Origin of the sequence: Mesorhizobium sp. M2A.F.Ca.ET.043.05.1.1 (genome assembly GCF_003952445.1) — a bacterium.
Lineage (GTDB): Bacteria > Pseudomonadota > Alphaproteobacteria > Rhizobiales > Rhizobiaceae > Mesorhizobium.
This window is the reverse complement of sequence record NZ_CP034446.1, coordinates 2381345-2395799: the sequence shown is the minus strand read 5'-3', so window position 1 is coordinate 2395799 and position 14455 is coordinate 2381345. Positions and strand designations below refer to the sequence as shown.

At 64.3% G+C, this 14455-nt stretch carries 21 protein-coding genes and 1 pseudogene; 17 read left to right on the top strand and 5 right to left on the bottom strand.

The genetic code is table 11. From position 1 onward, the window contains the following. Window positions 1-168 precede the first annotated feature (168 nt). The 7 genes from EJ069_RS11625 (at window position 169) to EJ069_RS32715 (ending at window position 5412) form a co-directional block, all read left to right on the top strand. Window positions 169-522: an SPW repeat protein gene (locus EJ069_RS11625; protein ID WP_126061397.1), complete on the top strand. Its 354-nt coding sequence runs from the start codon at window positions 169-171 to the stop codon at window positions 520-522. A gap of 362 nt (window positions 523-884) precedes the next feature. Beyond that, complete coding sequence (locus EJ069_RS11620; RefSeq protein WP_126061396.1) at window positions 885-1268, top strand: GFA family protein; 384 nt, start codon at window positions 885-887, stop codon at window positions 1266-1268. Window positions 1269-1611: 343 nt separating this feature from the next. Beyond that, on the top strand, window positions 1612-1866 hold the full coding sequence (locus EJ069_RS11615) for a hypothetical protein (RefSeq protein ID WP_126061395.1): 255 nt from the start codon (window positions 1612-1614) through the stop codon (window positions 1864-1866). Window positions 1867-2270: 404 nt separating this feature from the next. Beyond that, the gene (locus tag EJ069_RS11610; RefSeq protein ID WP_126061394.1) at window positions 2271-2630 is read left to right on the top strand and encodes a hypothetical protein; all 360 of its coding nucleotides are present in this window, start codon (window positions 2271-2273) and stop codon (window positions 2628-2630) included. Further along, the gene (locus EJ069_RS11605; RefSeq protein ID WP_189476297.1) at window positions 2614-3510 is read left to right on the top strand and encodes an HTTM domain-containing protein; all 897 of its coding nucleotides are present in this window, start codon (window positions 2614-2616) and stop codon (window positions 3508-3510) included. The genes EJ069_RS11610 and EJ069_RS11605 overlap by 17 nt, the downstream gene beginning before the upstream one ends. Next, a complete protein-coding gene (locus EJ069_RS11600) occupies window positions 3507-4673 on the top strand; it encodes a hypothetical protein (protein ID WP_126061392.1) in 1167 nt (388 codons plus the stop codon). Before EJ069_RS11605 ends, EJ069_RS11600 begins: the two co-directional genes overlap by 4 nt. 172 nt (window positions 4674-4845) lie before the next feature. Further along, on the top strand, window positions 4846-5412 hold the full coding sequence (locus EJ069_RS32715) for a hypothetical protein (RefSeq protein ID WP_189476294.1): 567 nt from the start codon (window positions 4846-4848) through the stop codon (window positions 5410-5412). A gap of 182 nt (window positions 5413-5594) precedes the next feature. Here the strand turns inward: EJ069_RS32715 and EJ069_RS11590 are convergent, their stop codons facing one another. Then, complete coding sequence (locus tag EJ069_RS11590) at window positions 5595-6065, bottom strand: Lrp/AsnC family transcriptional regulator (protein WP_126061391.1); 471 nt, start codon at window positions 6063-6065, stop codon at window positions 5595-5597. A gap of 134 nt (window positions 6066-6199) precedes the next feature. On the opposite strand from EJ069_RS11590, the gene EJ069_RS11585 reads away from it, so the two are divergent. Both EJ069_RS11585 and EJ069_RS11580 read left to right on the top strand, forming a co-directional pair. After that, window positions 6200-6991 carry a tryptophan 2,3-dioxygenase family protein gene (locus EJ069_RS11585; protein ID WP_126061390.1) on the top strand — a complete coding sequence of 264 codons (792 nt, stop codon included), beginning with the start codon at window positions 6200-6202 and terminating at the stop codon, window positions 6989-6991. A 206-nt stretch (window positions 6992-7197) separates the two neighbouring features. Further along, on the top strand, window positions 7198-7617 hold the full coding sequence (locus EJ069_RS11580; RefSeq protein ID WP_126061389.1) for a DoxX family protein: 420 nt from the start codon (window positions 7198-7200) through the stop codon (window positions 7615-7617). Window positions 7618-7626: 9 nt separating this feature from the next. Here the strand turns inward: EJ069_RS11580 and EJ069_RS11575 are convergent, their stop codons facing one another. The 4 genes from EJ069_RS11575 to EJ069_RS11560 all read right to left on the bottom strand — a co-directional run bounded on the left by EJ069_RS11575 (window position 7627) and on the right by EJ069_RS11560 (window position 9500). Continuing rightward, window positions 7627-7932, bottom strand: a complete 306-nt coding sequence (locus tag EJ069_RS11575; protein ID WP_041001284.1) for a hypothetical protein — start codon at window positions 7930-7932, stop codon at window positions 7627-7629. 75 nt (window positions 7933-8007) lie between these two features. Continuing rightward, window positions 8008-8277, bottom strand: a complete 270-nt coding sequence (locus EJ069_RS11570) for a hypothetical protein (protein ID WP_042639987.1) — start codon at window positions 8275-8277, stop codon at window positions 8008-8010. 236 nt (window positions 8278-8513) lie between these two features. After that, window positions 8514-9047, bottom strand: a complete 534-nt coding sequence (locus EJ069_RS11565) for a hypothetical protein (protein WP_245456510.1) — start codon at window positions 9045-9047, stop codon at window positions 8514-8516. A 135-nt stretch (window positions 9048-9182) separates the two neighbouring features. Beyond that, the gene (locus tag EJ069_RS11560) at window positions 9183-9500 is read right to left on the bottom strand and encodes a hypothetical protein (protein ID WP_126061388.1); all 318 of its coding nucleotides are present in this window, start codon (window positions 9498-9500) and stop codon (window positions 9183-9185) included. A 366-nt stretch (window positions 9501-9866) separates the two neighbouring features. On the opposite strand from EJ069_RS11560, the gene EJ069_RS11555 reads away from it, so the two are divergent. The 8 genes and pseudogenes from EJ069_RS11555 (at window position 9867) to EJ069_RS32990 (ending at window position 14389) form a co-directional block, all read left to right on the top strand. After that, on the top strand, window positions 9867-10223 hold the full coding sequence (locus EJ069_RS11555) for a hypothetical protein (protein ID WP_126061387.1): 357 nt from the start codon (window positions 9867-9869) through the stop codon (window positions 10221-10223). Beyond that, a complete protein-coding gene (locus EJ069_RS11550; protein WP_126061386.1) occupies window positions 10210-10623 on the top strand; it encodes a hypothetical protein in 414 nt (137 codons plus the stop codon). Before EJ069_RS11555 ends, EJ069_RS11550 begins: the two co-directional genes overlap by 14 nt. Further along, window positions 10571-10740 (top strand): annotated as a pseudogene (locus tag EJ069_RS33900) (terminase); the annotation flags it as partial. The gene EJ069_RS11550 and the pseudogene EJ069_RS33900, both read left to right, overlap by 53 nt. Window positions 10741-10794: 54 nt before the next feature. After that, complete coding sequence (locus EJ069_RS33255) at window positions 10795-11310, top strand: terminase family protein (RefSeq protein ID WP_245456509.1); 516 nt, start codon at window positions 10795-10797, stop codon at window positions 11308-11310. Between the two features lie 203 nt (window positions 11311-11513). Continuing rightward, window positions 11514-11867: a hypothetical protein gene (locus EJ069_RS11540; protein ID WP_126061385.1), complete on the top strand. Its 354-nt coding sequence runs from the start codon at window positions 11514-11516 to the stop codon at window positions 11865-11867. 193 nt (window positions 11868-12060) lie between these two features. Continuing rightward, complete coding sequence (locus EJ069_RS11535) at window positions 12061-12429, top strand: terminase family protein (RefSeq protein WP_348639366.1); 369 nt, start codon at window positions 12061-12063, stop codon at window positions 12427-12429. Further along, entirely contained in the window at window positions 12366-13106 is a 741-nt protein-coding gene (locus EJ069_RS11530) for a hypothetical protein (RefSeq protein ID WP_126061384.1), read from the top strand. Before EJ069_RS11535 ends, EJ069_RS11530 begins: the two co-directional genes overlap by 64 nt. 176 nt (window positions 13107-13282) lie before the next feature. Continuing rightward, complete coding sequence (locus EJ069_RS32990) at window positions 13283-14389, top strand: hypothetical protein (RefSeq protein WP_210211327.1); 1107 nt, start codon at window positions 13283-13285, stop codon at window positions 14387-14389. The last annotated feature ends 66 nt before the right edge of the window (window positions 14390-14455 follow it).

Genomic DNA, 14455 nt, shown 5'->3' with positions numbered 1-14455 from the left:
GGCGCCGATGTGATTTGCACCTTGCCGTCTGGCGGATGAGATCGGCCCGGGCGAGCCGCGGCCGCTCAGGCCCTCCTTGCAGCGCTGCAAAAGCGTAATTACATCAATCCTGAGCGTGCAATGTCCACGCGGATACAGTTGCTTTGGTCAAGCTCCATGGAGGTTGTCATGGCAATGATGGAAACAAGAAAGAGCCTGGACTGGATCACTCTGGTCCTCGCGATCTGCCTCTTCATCTCACCCTGGGTCATCGGATTCACCGCGGCGATGGTGCCCGCGTGGAACGCCTGGATCGTCGGCGTTCTGCTCGGCGCGCTGGCGCTGGCGACGCTTTCGGTGTTCGCCGAGTGGGAAGAATGGGTCAGCGCCGTCCTCGGGCTCTGGCTGATCGTGTCGCCCTGGCTTCTGGGCTTTGCGGCTGACACGAATGTCATGACCACGCATGTCGTCCTCGGCGTGCTGGTGGTCGTGGCATCGGCCTGGGCCGTCTGGGACTTCCGTCATCCTCACGCGCATGCGTGACCGGTGATCGGTCGGGAGCCCGCCGCGCGAGCGGCGAGCTCCTTGAAGTTGCTCTCTCGGGATGGGCAGGGCGGCTGTTGCGGCGGCTTCACGCAATTGCTGCAACCGGAAACCTTTTCGTGCATTCTTGGGAATGGCCTCGATGCTCCACCCCGATCCCGCCAAATGCTGCTCCTATTGCGGCGGCCGCGACCATGATTTCGAGGAATGCCCGAAGCGCAAGGCCGACGCCGAGAAGGAAGAGGCGGCGCGGGCGGCCGGCTCCAAGCCTCCGGTCCCCAGCGCTCAGGGGATCAGCACTAGGGCTTTGGCCATGGGATTTCATCCGGCAACAACGGCGCTAGGTCGCCCAGGGGCTCTCCATGTCATCGGGTCATTGTCTATGCGGGGGCGTACGCTATGAAATTGCGGGTGAGCTTGCCCAGCCTATAGCTTGCCACTGCACCCAATGCGCGCGCACGAGCGGCAACTTCGCAGCCATGGCGGCCTGCCGTTCGGTGGATCTTCGACTGTTGTCCTCGTCCAGTCTCCGTTGGTACCGCTCGTCAGACAAAGCCCAACGCGGCTTCTGCTCGCGCTGCGGCAGCAACCTGTTCTGGAGGGCGGCTCCAGGCGGTGAAACCTTCGTCGCTGCCGGGACCCTTGACCCACCGACAGGTCTGCGCCTTGGCAAGCATATTTTCGTCGGCTCGAAATCCGATTTTTACGATCTAACCGACGGCCTACCGCAGGAGCAGGAGGGTTAGGATCATTCGCGGGGCGCGATGATGGCAGCCCGTCGCCAATGTAAGTGACCGGCGCCCGTTGCCTGTTGGGGTGGATTTCCCGGCGCCGGCCCGGGGAATCGAAGTTCGCCGCACCATCAAAGTGAGCTGTCTGGGCGGGCTCGGCGACCTCAAATTCTGACAGTGCACAGGCTAATTTTAGCGTTGCTGCATCTTTTTTAAATGACGCTCCGGGCTGCTGGCCAGATCGGCGGGCGGTCTTCAGTGAAGGGTTATCGGTCCCCTTCGACGATCGCCGAACCTTGTCAGCAAGCCGGCTCTCAAATTTTAATGCGGCTGCTATCCCTTCGTCTCACAATGGCACATGTCGAATTACAGGTTCGAGGTCATCCGAAACGGGCAGTGCCTGGGTGATGCCTGGGTCGATCTCGGCAGTTTGAGCGAGATGCGACGAGAAGCGCTCAAGGCTCTGCACGACATCGCCGTCGACGAAATGGCTTCAAGCGACCTGGATGAAACGGTGACCGTGTCCGTCCATGATGAAGTCGGCAGGCCCGTCTATTCCGCTACGCTCAGCGTCTCCCAGACGCTGCCAGCGATCCACCACGCCGGTCGCTAGCCTGCGCCGGGTTGCTTATTTTAGTTGGGACTAACAAAAGTTATCGCCAAGCCTCGCACAACCCGGTCATTGTTCGAGCTCTCCGCTGCCCTGAAGCGGAGGATGGGAGGAGCCAGCCTTTAGCTGGCGGGCAAAAGGCAGGCCACTTGGCCCGTTGCGCGGACCGCAGGCTGCTGCGACGGGCCAAGGTCGTCTGACCCAATAAAGGCGGTCCATGTCGCCTGCTTGTTGGCCTTTCTGACCTACGCATAGCCCTGACTTTTTCTGGGACGATCGAAGACCTGGCGTTGAACCGGTCTATGATCGCGACGGGGGGTGCGCGGGTGGCGGATATCATCTCAATCAGGATAGGTGCGCGGCCTGCCGGTCGGCTGTCGGCGGGACGCCTGCGGATTTGCGCTTTCATGGCGATCGCGGGTTTCATGATCGCCGGTCCGGCCGCGGAGCAGGTCTTCGGGGTGCAATCGCCGTGGCTGCGTTCCTGGACCATGTTCAGCGCGATCGGGTTGGGCGTCATCGACGCTTCCTTCGAAATCCGCGGGCCCGACGGCGCGCTTGTCCCGCTCGACCGGTTCGAGATGCTCGGCGCGCCCCGCAACGGCAGGCTGAAGTGGATCCCGAACCGCGAGGAACTGGCTTCCGTCATCAAGCGGCTCTGCACGGTCGCCGGGCAGGGCGTCGACATCCGTGTCCGCGCCCGGCTGGGCACGCGCGGCGGCTGGCAGACGATCCATACCGATGCCGAAAATGCCTGCGCCGACTGAAGCCATCGCCGACTGGCGTCCGGCGCCGGCCATGGCGGCGCGCTTCGCCGCCTGGGCGGCCGGCACGGAAGGCTCGTCGCGTTCGTCCGCCTTGATCCGCATCGGCCTGGCAATGCTGTTCTGGTCGCGCTGGGCGGGCGAGCTGCTGCTCTATAGGGACCAGTCGCCGGCCGGCCTGTTTCTCGCCGCCAACTTCTTCCTCGCCACGGCGCTGCTCTTCGTCGGCTATCACAGCCGCGCCGCCGCCGTCTGGACCGGCTCGGTCGGACTGGCGATGTATTATTACTTCGGCTTTGAGCTTGGCCGCGAGCCCTGGACCCACCACCATGCCTATCTGCTTGCCGTCGCGGCGCTCCTGATCGCGCTCACCCCTTGCGACCGCTCCTATTCGCTGGACCGCTATTTGGCGGTAGTACGCGCCGAGCGTGCGGGCGTTCTACTGCCGGTGGAGCGCGGCAACCTGTGGGGGCTGCGGCTGATCGTGGTGCAGCTCTCGGTGCTCTATTTCTTCGCCGCCTTCGACAAGTCGAACTATGCCTTTCTCAGCGGCGCGCGGCTCGAGCAGATATTCCTCTGGTTTTACGCCGGTTCGGACTATCCGTCCGGCCTTGCCTGGCTCGCCACCATCGTATCCTTCGGTGTGGTCGCGCTCGAATATTGCCTTGCCTTCGGCCTGCCGTTTCGCGCGACGAGGCGCTATCTGGTCCTGCCGGGCCTTGCCTTCCACGCCATCATCTATGTGACGCTGCCGGTCTACACGTTCAGCGCCACCATGGCGTTGCTCTATCTCGCTTATTTCGATGCCGATGCCGTGGACAAGGTCATCGCGCGTCTCCAGGGGATCGGATCGGCGGCGACCGCCGGAGGAGAAATTTCGTGAAGCGTGGTTCGTTGTTCCCGGGCGCGGTCGTCGTCGCCGCCGGCCTGGCCATGGTCTGCGGCGTGGCTCGTGCCGGCGATGCGAGTGACTATTATCCCAGGCGGACATGGAATTCCTTCGCAGGCGGCCAGATGAACACGTCGTTGCTGGTGTTCCGCGACCTCAACAGGAACGGCGTCTACGATCTGGGCGACCGGCCGATGTCGCGCGTGGCTGTCGAGCTCGACAGGCCGAACGCCGGCACCATCATGCGACTGACCAATGCCGGCGGCTTCGCCAACTTCCGCATGTCGGTCCTGCACCGCGATTTCGAAGTCGTCGATCCCGGGCACTATGCGTTCCGCGTCGTGCCGCCGCCAGCCTATTCGGTCACCACCGGCAACGCCGCGCAGGAAAGCGACTATGTCGTTTCGCCCGGATCGCCGGGCGACATGATCGCAAAGACGACGACCCACCCGGTCGGGCTTGCGGCGGATCTGACGATCAGTGGCACGGTCGCCGCCGGGGCACGCGTTTCGCTGACAGGGCCGGACGGCGTCGGCATCGCCGCCAAGGTCGGTCCGGAAGGGGGCTTCAGCGCAGCCGTGGCGCCCGGCGAATGGCTGGTCGATTTTTCGGCCGCCGGGGCGACCGAGCGGCGGCATGTCGTGGTCGGCGCCGCGCCGGTGGTGCTCTCCACGTTCTCCGACAAGGGCGGACCTGCCGTGGCGCCGCTGCCCATAGAACATGTCGTCGGCTTCGACGACCTGATGACGTCGCCCGGCGTGTTCGAGGTCCCGTCGGGCTATGGCGGGCTCGACTGGTACAACCTCGTTGCCATGCACCAGCGCTTCACCGAAGGCCCGGGCTACGTCAACACCACCATGTCGGGCGAATTCATCGCCTACAACAGCTCGGGCCACCCCGCGCAGGTGCTCAGCGACAAGCCGTTCGATTTCACGGGCGCCTATTTCGGCGCCGGCTGGGACGACGCGGAGGGCGAGACGCTCATCCTCAAGGCATGGCGGGGCGATGAGCCCGCCTATGAGGATCAGCTGACGCTGTCCGCCAACGGTCTGGTCTATTTCGCGGCCGACTATCGGCGCATCACGCGGCTCGAGATCCGCACACAGCATTACTGGCAGGCCGCGATCGACGACTTCGCCTACCGCACCGGCCCATAGGGCGGTTCATCGCGCCGCCGGAGCGGCGAGCCGGAACTGGAAACTGGAAGGACGTTGCTTTCTGCCGCTCCGGCGCGCGGCGCTTCGAGGTCAAGCGGCGTCAGCAAGACACTCGTGAGGAGGCTCCGCAGGAGCGGGGTCCGCCGTCCGAATGGCCGACATTGGAGTCGTGATGGCCGCCGCCATGGCCGCCATTGCTGCCGCCGCTTCCAGTGTTACCACCATTGCCGCCACCGTTTCCGGTGCCGCCGCCATTGCTCCCGCCGTTTCCGGCGCTACCGCCATTGCTCCCGCCGTTTCCGGTGCCGCCGCCATTGCCGCCACCATTTCCGGCGCCACCGCCATTGCTCCCGCCGTTTCCGGTGCCGCCGCCATTGCCGCCACCGTTTCCGCCGCCATTCCCTCCGTTGCCGCCGTCCCCTCCATTGCCACCGTTTCCGCCGTTGCCACCGTTACCGCCGTTCCCCCCATTGCCACCGTTCCCCCCATTGCCACCGTTTCCGACGTTGCCGCCATTCCCACCATTGGCCGCCAGAAGCGCGCGCTTGGCGTCCTGCAGCATGGCTTTCGCATCCGGCTGGTGGAGCCCGTCTCGAGGCTCTGGCAGGACCGACGCGGCACGGCTCGAAATGGCCGCCGGCAGCAGCAAGGTCGATGCCAGAAGCGCCGTGGCCAGCGTATTTCTCGGAAGGGAAAGGCGCGCGAAATCGGCCTTCGAGGCGAATTCGAGAATCCGTAAGCCTCGCGCCGGCCATCGCCGGGCAGCCTGCGCCCTGATCTTCATTGAGATGAAACCCGCCACCGCCGTACCCCCGTCACGACTATAGACAGGTTCGACGCCCGTTCTCGATCATCCCAGAAAAAGTCAGGGCTCGGCGCGCCTCCACGGCCGGCGCGCTCAGGCCATTCGGTGGGCTCGCCTTATCCCCTCAGCGCACGCGCCGCCGCCTCGGCAAAGGAGATGTCGCCCTTGATCTCGCGCATCGCCATCGAGGTCACCGTGCGGCGCACGCCGGGCAGGCGGCTGAGCTCCTCGCGCAGCATCCGGTCGAGCGCCATCATGTCGACGGTGACGATCTGCAGGAGATAGTCGGCTTCACCCGTGGTGGCATAGCAGCGGCGGATCAGCGGGTGCGTCTTCACCGCCGCCTCGAAGGCGTCCGACAGCTCGAAGTCGATCGACACCTGAATGAAGGCCTCGATGCCGAAGCCGATCCTGGCCGGGTCGATACGGGTCGAATATCCGCGGATGACGCCTGCCTCTTCCAGCGCCTTCACGCGCTTCCAGCACGGCGTCTTGCTCAAGCCGACCTCCTCGGCGAGCTCGCCGAAGGAGATCCGCGCATCGCGCTCGAGCGCGGCGACTATTCTGCGGTCCAAGGCATCCAGCACGGTTCGTTCTCCATTGGAACAGGTATGGCCAATGATCGTCCTTCATTTCATGCCATTTGGATAACAGAAAGGAACAATGTTCAAGCCGGAGGCGCTATCCTTGTGGCGCGGTCATGCCCCGAGGAGGATGAGCCATGGACAAGACGGACTATCACGCCCGCATCGAGGCGCCCGAGATGCGGGACTACGGCGTCTATCTGAAATGCGACCAGCTGCTCGCCTGCCAGAAGCCGCTTGCCGAGATGGTCAACGCCGACGAATTGCAGTTCCAGATCGTGCACCAGGTCGAGGAGCTGTGGATGAAGCTCATCGCCTACACGCTGGTCGACCTGCTGGATTATCTGGAGAAACAGGACACGCACCGCATCGTCACGCTGATGGGCCGCGTGCACCGGCTGATGCGTATGATGACGGCGCAGCTCGATCTGCTGGAGACCATGTCGCCCAAGGAATACCAGCAGATCCGCCTGCAGCTCGGCAATGGCAGCGGCCAGGAATCGCCCGGCTTCAAATTCCTGCTGCGCCTGCCGCCGGACCTTTGGCGGGCCTTCAAGCATGCCTACCTCGATGGCCGCGGGCTGACCGTGGCGGATATCTATGACGAGCATTACGACCATGGCGACGCCTATGTCGTGGCCGAGGCGCTGATCGAGTTCGACGAGCTGTTTCAGAAATTCCGCGCCAACCACCTCTATCTGATCCACCGCTCGATCGGCTTGGGCTCGAAGTCGCTGAAGGGCAGGCCGGTGGAGATGCTGGAAGGCGGCGCCCGCCACCGCTTCTTCCCCGAACTGTGGGACATCCGTTGCGACATGACCGACCGCTGGGGCGCCGAATACGGCACCGTGCGGGACTCGATCAGCCATCCGGCGCACCATTCTCCTTCTCCCCTTGTGGGAGAAGGTGGCCGCGAAGCGGCCGGATGAGGGGTGTTCCAGGGAACACCCACCCCTCACTCCGCTGGAACACCCCTCATCCGTCTCGGCGCTAGCGCGCCGATCCACCTTCTCCCACAAGGGGAGAAGGAGAGGCGCCGCGTCTCCGTCGCCAAAAATTCTCCCACCCCCTGTCGGAACCATCGCCCTTCGTCCGTCCTTGGAGCACATCAACCACTTCAACCGGAGGGACACTCGTGGAAACCCAATCGACCTGGCAGACCGTCGCCATTCTCATCGCCCGCCTGATCTTCGCCGCCATGTTCGCGATGGCCGTCGCCTTCAAGTTTATGGATATGGGCGCCACCGCCGGCTACATCGCCGCCGCCGGCTTCCCGTTTCCGCTGTTCCTGGCCTGGTGCGCGGCGATCCTGGAGACGCTGCTGGTGATCGCCTTCCTGACGGGCGCCTTCATGACGCCGCTGGCGCTGATCGGCGCGGTTTATGTCGTTTTCCTCGGCTTTGCCTTCCATGGCCCGTCGCAGTGGGTCGGAAACCAGGCCGAGTTCGGCGCCTTCATGTCGCATTTCCCCTTCGCCGCCGGCCTGCTCTACGCCGCGGCGCACGGCCCGGGCACTGTGCTGGCCCTGCGCCAGGGCTGGCCGGGGATGGCATGACCTTCCCCCTCACATCTGGTCGTTATATGGCTCCTTCATTTGGCCGACCATGCGCGCCAGCTTCGAAAAGGACGGCATGTCCGCCTCGGGCTGGCACTGGTTGGCAAGCTCGAGCAGGCGGATCGGGAAATTGATGGCGTCGCGGTTCGAGGCCGAGATCGCCTCCGAGCGCTCCTCGCCGGTCTCGCCGGCCTCGGCCTTGCGCAGCGCGATGTCGATTTCCTCGACGGTGAGCACACCTTTCTTGACCAGCACGTGGTTGATCGCTGCGACGGCCATCAGCAGGCCTTCGAGTTGGAGATTGGCGACGTTCATGGCGTTCCTCCCATTGACCTCGCCACAAGAACGCATGAGCGGCGTTTCCGATCCGGCGGGAAGGCTTGCGCGGCTCTACGCCTCCATCAGCCGCTCGCCATACTCACTCCAGAGCTGCTTGATCTCACGGTTGCCGAGCGGTGGCGTCTGGCGGTCGCCGTAGAAGATGGCGACGGCGCTGAGGTCGTACTGGCCGTCGGCCTGGGCGATGAAGCGGATCGCCTCGCCGAGTGGTCTCGAATGAAAGAACGGATCGGCCTGGCCTCTGCCAAGGCTGCGAACGCCCGAAATGCTTGCAGGCACATGCCGCATCCGAAAGACGGATGCCATGGCAGGTCTGTCCATGCTGCTCTCCGCGATTCCCCGGGGGATGATCCCATAAGCTCCGGCTAATGACCAGTCCGGGACAACCGGCCACAGCAAAAGGATGGGGACGACACAACCTTGAAATGAAAAGCCCGGCATCTAAAGAGAAAAAGGCCGGGCGCGCCGGCCCGGCCTTCTCTCCGCGCGGCCGCTGCAAGGCAGCCTTCGCTTACCACCGTTGATCGGCCCGGCAGCTCGAGCCGGGCCGGAAATGCCTATCTGCGCCAGCGATGCAGCCAGTCCGGCTCGGGGTCCGGGGTCCGGCTGATCGCCATGCCGGCCAGCAGCCCGACGAGGCCGCCGATCAGCATGGCCGTCGAGAAAGTGCCCGGATTCTGCTGCACGGTTTCCGAAACGCTCTGCGCCTGGCTGCGCAATTGGCTTGCCGCGCGTGACGCGCGGCCGGAGGCGCCGCTGTAGAGGTTCGACGCGCGGTCGGCCGCACCGCTATAGAGGTTCGATGCACGGTCGGCCGCGCTCTGGTACCAGCCTTGCGCAGTCTCGGACGCTTCCTCGGCCTGCTCGGAAAGAGCGCGGTTCAGGCGGTTCACCTCGCGCTTCAACTCCGCGATCTGCTTCTTCATGGCCGCCTCGGATGCCCTGGCGTTGCCGCGCGATGCGGCGCCACTGCGCGACGCGCCGCTGCTGCGCGAAGCGGCGTTACGGGGACGCGCTTCGCTGGCTGGGCTAGTGTTCGAGGTGCCGGCGCCGTTTGCTGCGCCACCGCTGCTGCTTTCATTGTCTGCCATGGGTTTCTCCTTTGTGCCCCTTGCAACGGTCGGAAGGCCGCATGGTTCCGACCGCCCTTGCCGAGCCGGTGAGGCCGGCTCCAACACAAAGGCCGTGGAGTTGCTCCACGGCCTTTGCGAGCGCGAGTTGCTGGCCTACTTGCCGCAATTGTTATCGTTGACGTTCGGCTGCACCGTGCTGGTAGCGGTGTTGTTGGCATCGCCCTGCGCGCCCTGCGGGCTGTTCGGGCAGTTCTTGTCGGCGTTGGAATTCATATCGCCGCCGGTGATGCTGCCGGTCGTGCCGGTGTCGGGCGCCATCTGGTCAGGCGGCGGGGTGGCCGGCGTCCTCGGCTCGACTGTGATGCTTTGGCCGCTGCCGGCCGAGTTATCGGGCGAGTTCGCGGTCTGGGCCATCGCCGCCGTGGCAAGGCCGATTGTCAGGGCCGAAGCCGCGAGAATCTTCCTGAGCATGATTCTTCTCCTCTGTTTCGAGACGGTTCGTCTGTTGCAGGGTCTGTCGCGTTTGCGACTGAGGGTGGAACCCGTCGGACCACGGTTGGTTCCGACAAAAACTCGCGCGGCTTTTGCCTGCGGTTCAATCCCTGGCTGTGGCGCATCGGGTTTTTTGCCAGCAGACCTGGGACAAAGGCTGGTTTCAGGAGGATAGGAAAATATGCCTGCAACCTCTTGCCCCGTGAAGGCAGCTATGCTATTATTTTGTTCATGGTGCTGATTTGCGCCAATGACCCGCCGCGAGGCGGGTTTGTTTTTCGGCCATCCATTTCTTTCGAGCGCTGGCGCGAAGGAGCGTGGCCTCATCATTCTGCCCGAGGCTGCATGCCACGCTACGCCACCATCATCACCGCCGATGACGGCGCCGAGATCGTCAGCGCCATCGGCGCGTTCGAGGGCGCGGACCCGCCGCGCCGCACCGGGCGCCTCGAGCAGGTCGCGCCGGGCGTGCGCATCGGTATGGTGCGCGGCGGACCGGTCGACGCGGTCGCCGGTTTCGGCTTCCCGCGCCCGTGCCTCGATGCCTCGGTGGTCCGTGCCGCGACAGCGAAGCTGAAGGCGATTGCCGCGCCGGCCGTCGATGGCGAGCCGCCGAGGCGCGCCAAGCCGCGCAAGAAGCCGGCGCGCAAGCCGCGCAAGGCAAGACCAGCGAAAGCGACACTGTCCGATGCCCAGGGCTGACACCGGCAAGGCCGCGAGCCGCAAGCCTGCCGGCGCGAAACCGGCGAGGTCCGCAGCTGTTCAAGCCGCCGCCTGCCGCAAGCGCTTGCCAAAGACGCTCGTCGATGACTTCGCCGCCGCCCTTCGCGCCGATTTCCGCGCTCATGGCGCCGGCGTCATCGCCGCGGTCAGGGCCGAAAAGCCCGACCAGTATCTGAAGGTCGTGCTGACGCTGCTGCCCAAGGATTTTGCAGCCAGCTCGGAAAGTTTCGATGCCGATAAAACCAGTCTCGAGCAGCTGAGCGATGAGGAGATCCGCCACCGTATCCGCGGTCTCGAGGCGAGCCTCCGGCCGCTCCTCGACAGCGATGCAGGCCTATCTGGCGCTGCTCGAGGAGTTGGACCGAAGGCGGCGCCGTAATCTTCTTGCTGCCTACACGCCATACGAGCGGCAGGCCGCCTTTCACGCCGCGGGCGCGACCCACCGCGAGCGCCTGTTCATGGCCGGCAACCAGCTCGGCAAGACCAGGGCAGGGGGCGCCGAATGGGCCATGCACCTCACCGGCCGCTATCCAGACTGGTGGGGGGCAAAGTGTTTGATCAGCCGGTGCGGCTCTGGGCAGCCGGCGTCACCGGCGAGGGCACGCGCGACAATCCGCAGCGCGTGCTGGTCGGCCCGCCGCAGCAGCAGGGCGAATGGGGCACGGGCATGATCCCGGCCAATGCCATCGCCGGCACCGTGATGGGCCGCGGCGCGCCCGGAGCGCTGGACAGCGTCGTCGTGCGCTGGGGCGGCGGCGGCGACGTCCAGGCCGGCGAAAGCGTGCTCTCCTTCAAGAGCTACGAAAAAGGCCGCGAGAAATGGCAGGGCGAGACGCTGCACGGCGTCTGGTTCGACGAGGAGCCGCCGCTGGACATCTATTCCGAGGGGCTGACCCGCACCAATGCCACGGATGGCATCACGATCGTGACCTTCACGCCGCTGCTCGGCATGAGCGATGTGGTGCTGAGGTTTTTGAGTGCTGAAGCGGTTCAGAACTTGCGTTCCTCGCCCCCGCAAGGCGGGGGAGAGGTGGCCGCGCAGCGGCCGGAGAGGGGGATTTCGTAGGGCGACAAGCTTGACGAGCAGCTTTCCGTTCTTTGTCAAACGCCGGCACCACCTCTCTCCGTCGCGGCTTCGCCGCGCCACCTCTCCCCACTTGCGTGGGCGATGAACGAGCGCTTCGCGAAACCGCGTCGAAACCATGATTGGCGATGCCGCTTTGGCCGCAACCGGAGGTCGAGTAGCTTCCGGCACGATCCGGAGCCGACATGCGACCCCTACCAGAACTGCTTTTTCTCTGCGCGCTGCTCTCGGCCTGCTCCGGCTCCAGCAGCGACTGGCGCGCCCATGCGATCGCTGCGGCGGAAGCCAGGATGCGCGGCCTGGTCAACAATCCGGAGGCGACCGTCTCGCATGTCGATCTCACCGGCGATAGCGCGACCGGACAGACCTGCGGCGTCGTCACAAGCAAGGTCGGCATCTTCACCAAGCAAGCGCGCTTCATCATCTATATCGACGGCGCCGGCCCCTATGTCGAACCGGGCCTCGGCTCGTCCATGTCGCAGGCCGATTTCGATTGGGCCTGGAAGAACGACTGCGTCAACGAGGGATATAAGGGTTGAGCTTTGTTCCTCGCCCCGCGCGAAGCGGGGGGAGAGGTGGCCGCGCAGCGGCCGGAGAGGGGCCTTCGTAGAGCGATACGTTCGACGAATAGCCTCCCTACTCTTCCATCAAACGTCGGCGCTGCCCCCTCTCCGTCGCGGCTTCGCCGCGCCACCTCTCCCCGCTCTGGCGGGGCGAGGAACTGGAGTTGCCATGTCCCGCCACGTTACCTTCATGACCATCGACGATGCCGGCCACTACAGCCCCGAGCAACGCGCTGAGATCATCGCGGCCTATCCCGAGCATGAGCGCCAGGCGCGCGCGAAGGGCATTCCGGTGCTGGGCTCCGGCCGCATCTTCCCGGTGGCGGAGGAGTTGATCGCCTGCGAGCCGTTCAAGCTGCCGCGCTGGTGGCCTAGGATTGGCGCGCTCGATTTCGGCTGGGACCATCCTTCCGCCGCGGTCGAGCTTGCCTGGGACACCGAGGCCGATGTCGTCTACGTGACCAGCGCGAACCCGTGCGCCTGGCGACGACCGCCAACATCACCCTTTACGGCCTGCAGACCATCGACGGCGTGCTGACGCAAGTCGGCGACCGCGTGCTGGTCAAGGACCAGGCCGACCAGGCCCAGAACGGCATCTACACGGCGAGCGAGGGCCAGTGGTTTCGCGCCGCAGACGCTCGCACCGCGCGCACGGTGCAGTGGGGGACGACTCTCATTGTGCAGGAAGGCTCGGTCAACGCTGGCAAGGTGTTCCGCTTCGAAACCATCGACCCACAAATTGGCGATGATCCGCTCACGATCGTCGACACCTATCAGGACATTGTCGACGAGCTGAACGCAACGCCCAAAGCGATCCCGGTGGATTCCGACCGCGTGTTCGGAGGCGACAGCGCGGCGAGATTCGGCCTGGTCTACGCTACATGGACGCAGATCAAGTCTTTCTTGTTCGCCTCATCTGCGCTCACTGGCATACCGACAGCGCCGACCGCGGCGCCGGGCACTAACACGACCCAGATCGCCACCACCGGGTTCGTAAAGGCCGCGATCGATGTCGTGCTCAGCGGCGTCTCGTCGGCATTCGATACGCTGTCGGAGATCGCGACCGATCTTGGCTTGAAGATGGTCAAGTCGGCCAACCTGTCTGATGTGGCAAGCGTTCCGACGGCTCGCGTCAACTTGGCCGTCTCGCCCTATGTCACCTCAGTTGCGGCTCTCCAAGCTCTTGATACCTCGAAGGATGTGGCCGCTATCTGACGCTGACGGGGCGCCCCTTCCGGTTCAACTGGACTGCAGGCAATTTCTCTTCGCAGATCACTGCGTCTGATCCTCGCTACATCGCAAGTTCCGCCAACCCAACTGGTTCGGCGGGAGCGTGCATCCAGTCGGGGAGCGTGGAAACTGGGCAATTCCTCCAGACACTCGGCGCTGCGGTGCATTACCTCGCCGACCGGGTGTTTGTCGGAAATGCGGTCAACAACAAAGCCAGCCCGGTGGCTTCACAGGCGGACTGGCTCACCACGTTTCTTCTGGCGCGCGGCCGCTCTGTCGGGTTCCTTGAATTCTCACAGATGGGAGTTCTAACGAGTTCAAACTCAAATTCGGCAAATGCTATCACCGCGGCCGCCGAGACTTCAAATCTTGGCGGCCTTGGCAATTCGATCGGCGTTCTGGGCGTCGGCGTCAACAACAACTCATCATTCACCAATGGTGCATTCGGGGCATACTACGAAGCCTACCGCATGTCGGGATCGCTCGGAGGATGCACGGGCATAGAGATAGACCCGATCAACTATGCATCCTTGGTTCCCATCAACCCCTTCGCACAGAATGCCGCTCAGACAATTGGCCTTCAAATTGCCGCAGGAGCCAGCCTCGGGACCGCCGGGCAGTTCGGGGCATCGGCTGGCTTAAACTTTTGGAACAATGATGCCGTCTTCGACAAGGGCATCAATTTCGGCTTCACGGCCATCAACGGGACCAATGGCACTGACGGCAATACCGGCGAAGCAATTGCCATGGCGACCGGCCACGCCATCACCTACTACTACGGCAACAACACGAAATCCTGGACACTTAAGGCCAACATCGGCGTCAACGGCAATTATGTGTTTTCGTCTGCAGGAACCGGCTCGGTCGTGGTCCCGGCGCTTACGACGGGCACGAAGATCTTCTTCCCGTCTGGCGGCATCTTGGACTTCAACGGCGGCGCCTACACGGTCACCCACTCGACCAACCTCCTATTATTCAGCCAGGGTATTTTTGCCACTGGCGGCATCACCAGCGGTGGCAACATCCGAACCCAGAACCCTGGTGCGGGTATCGGTTATAGCGCCGGGGCCGGCGGCACGGTCACCCAGGCGACAAGCAAGTCCACCGGCATGACGCTCAACACGTCTACCGGCCAGATCACCATGAATGCTGCCGCCTTGGCGGCTGGCACTATCGTCAGCTTTGTTTTGACCGATAGCGCCATCGCCGCGACTGATCTTCTTGTGCTGAACCATATCTCCGGCGGCACACCGGTTCCTACTCGCTAAACGCCCGCTGCGCCGCCGGCTCCGCGACGATCGATGTTCGCAACAATACCGCTGGCTCACTCTCGG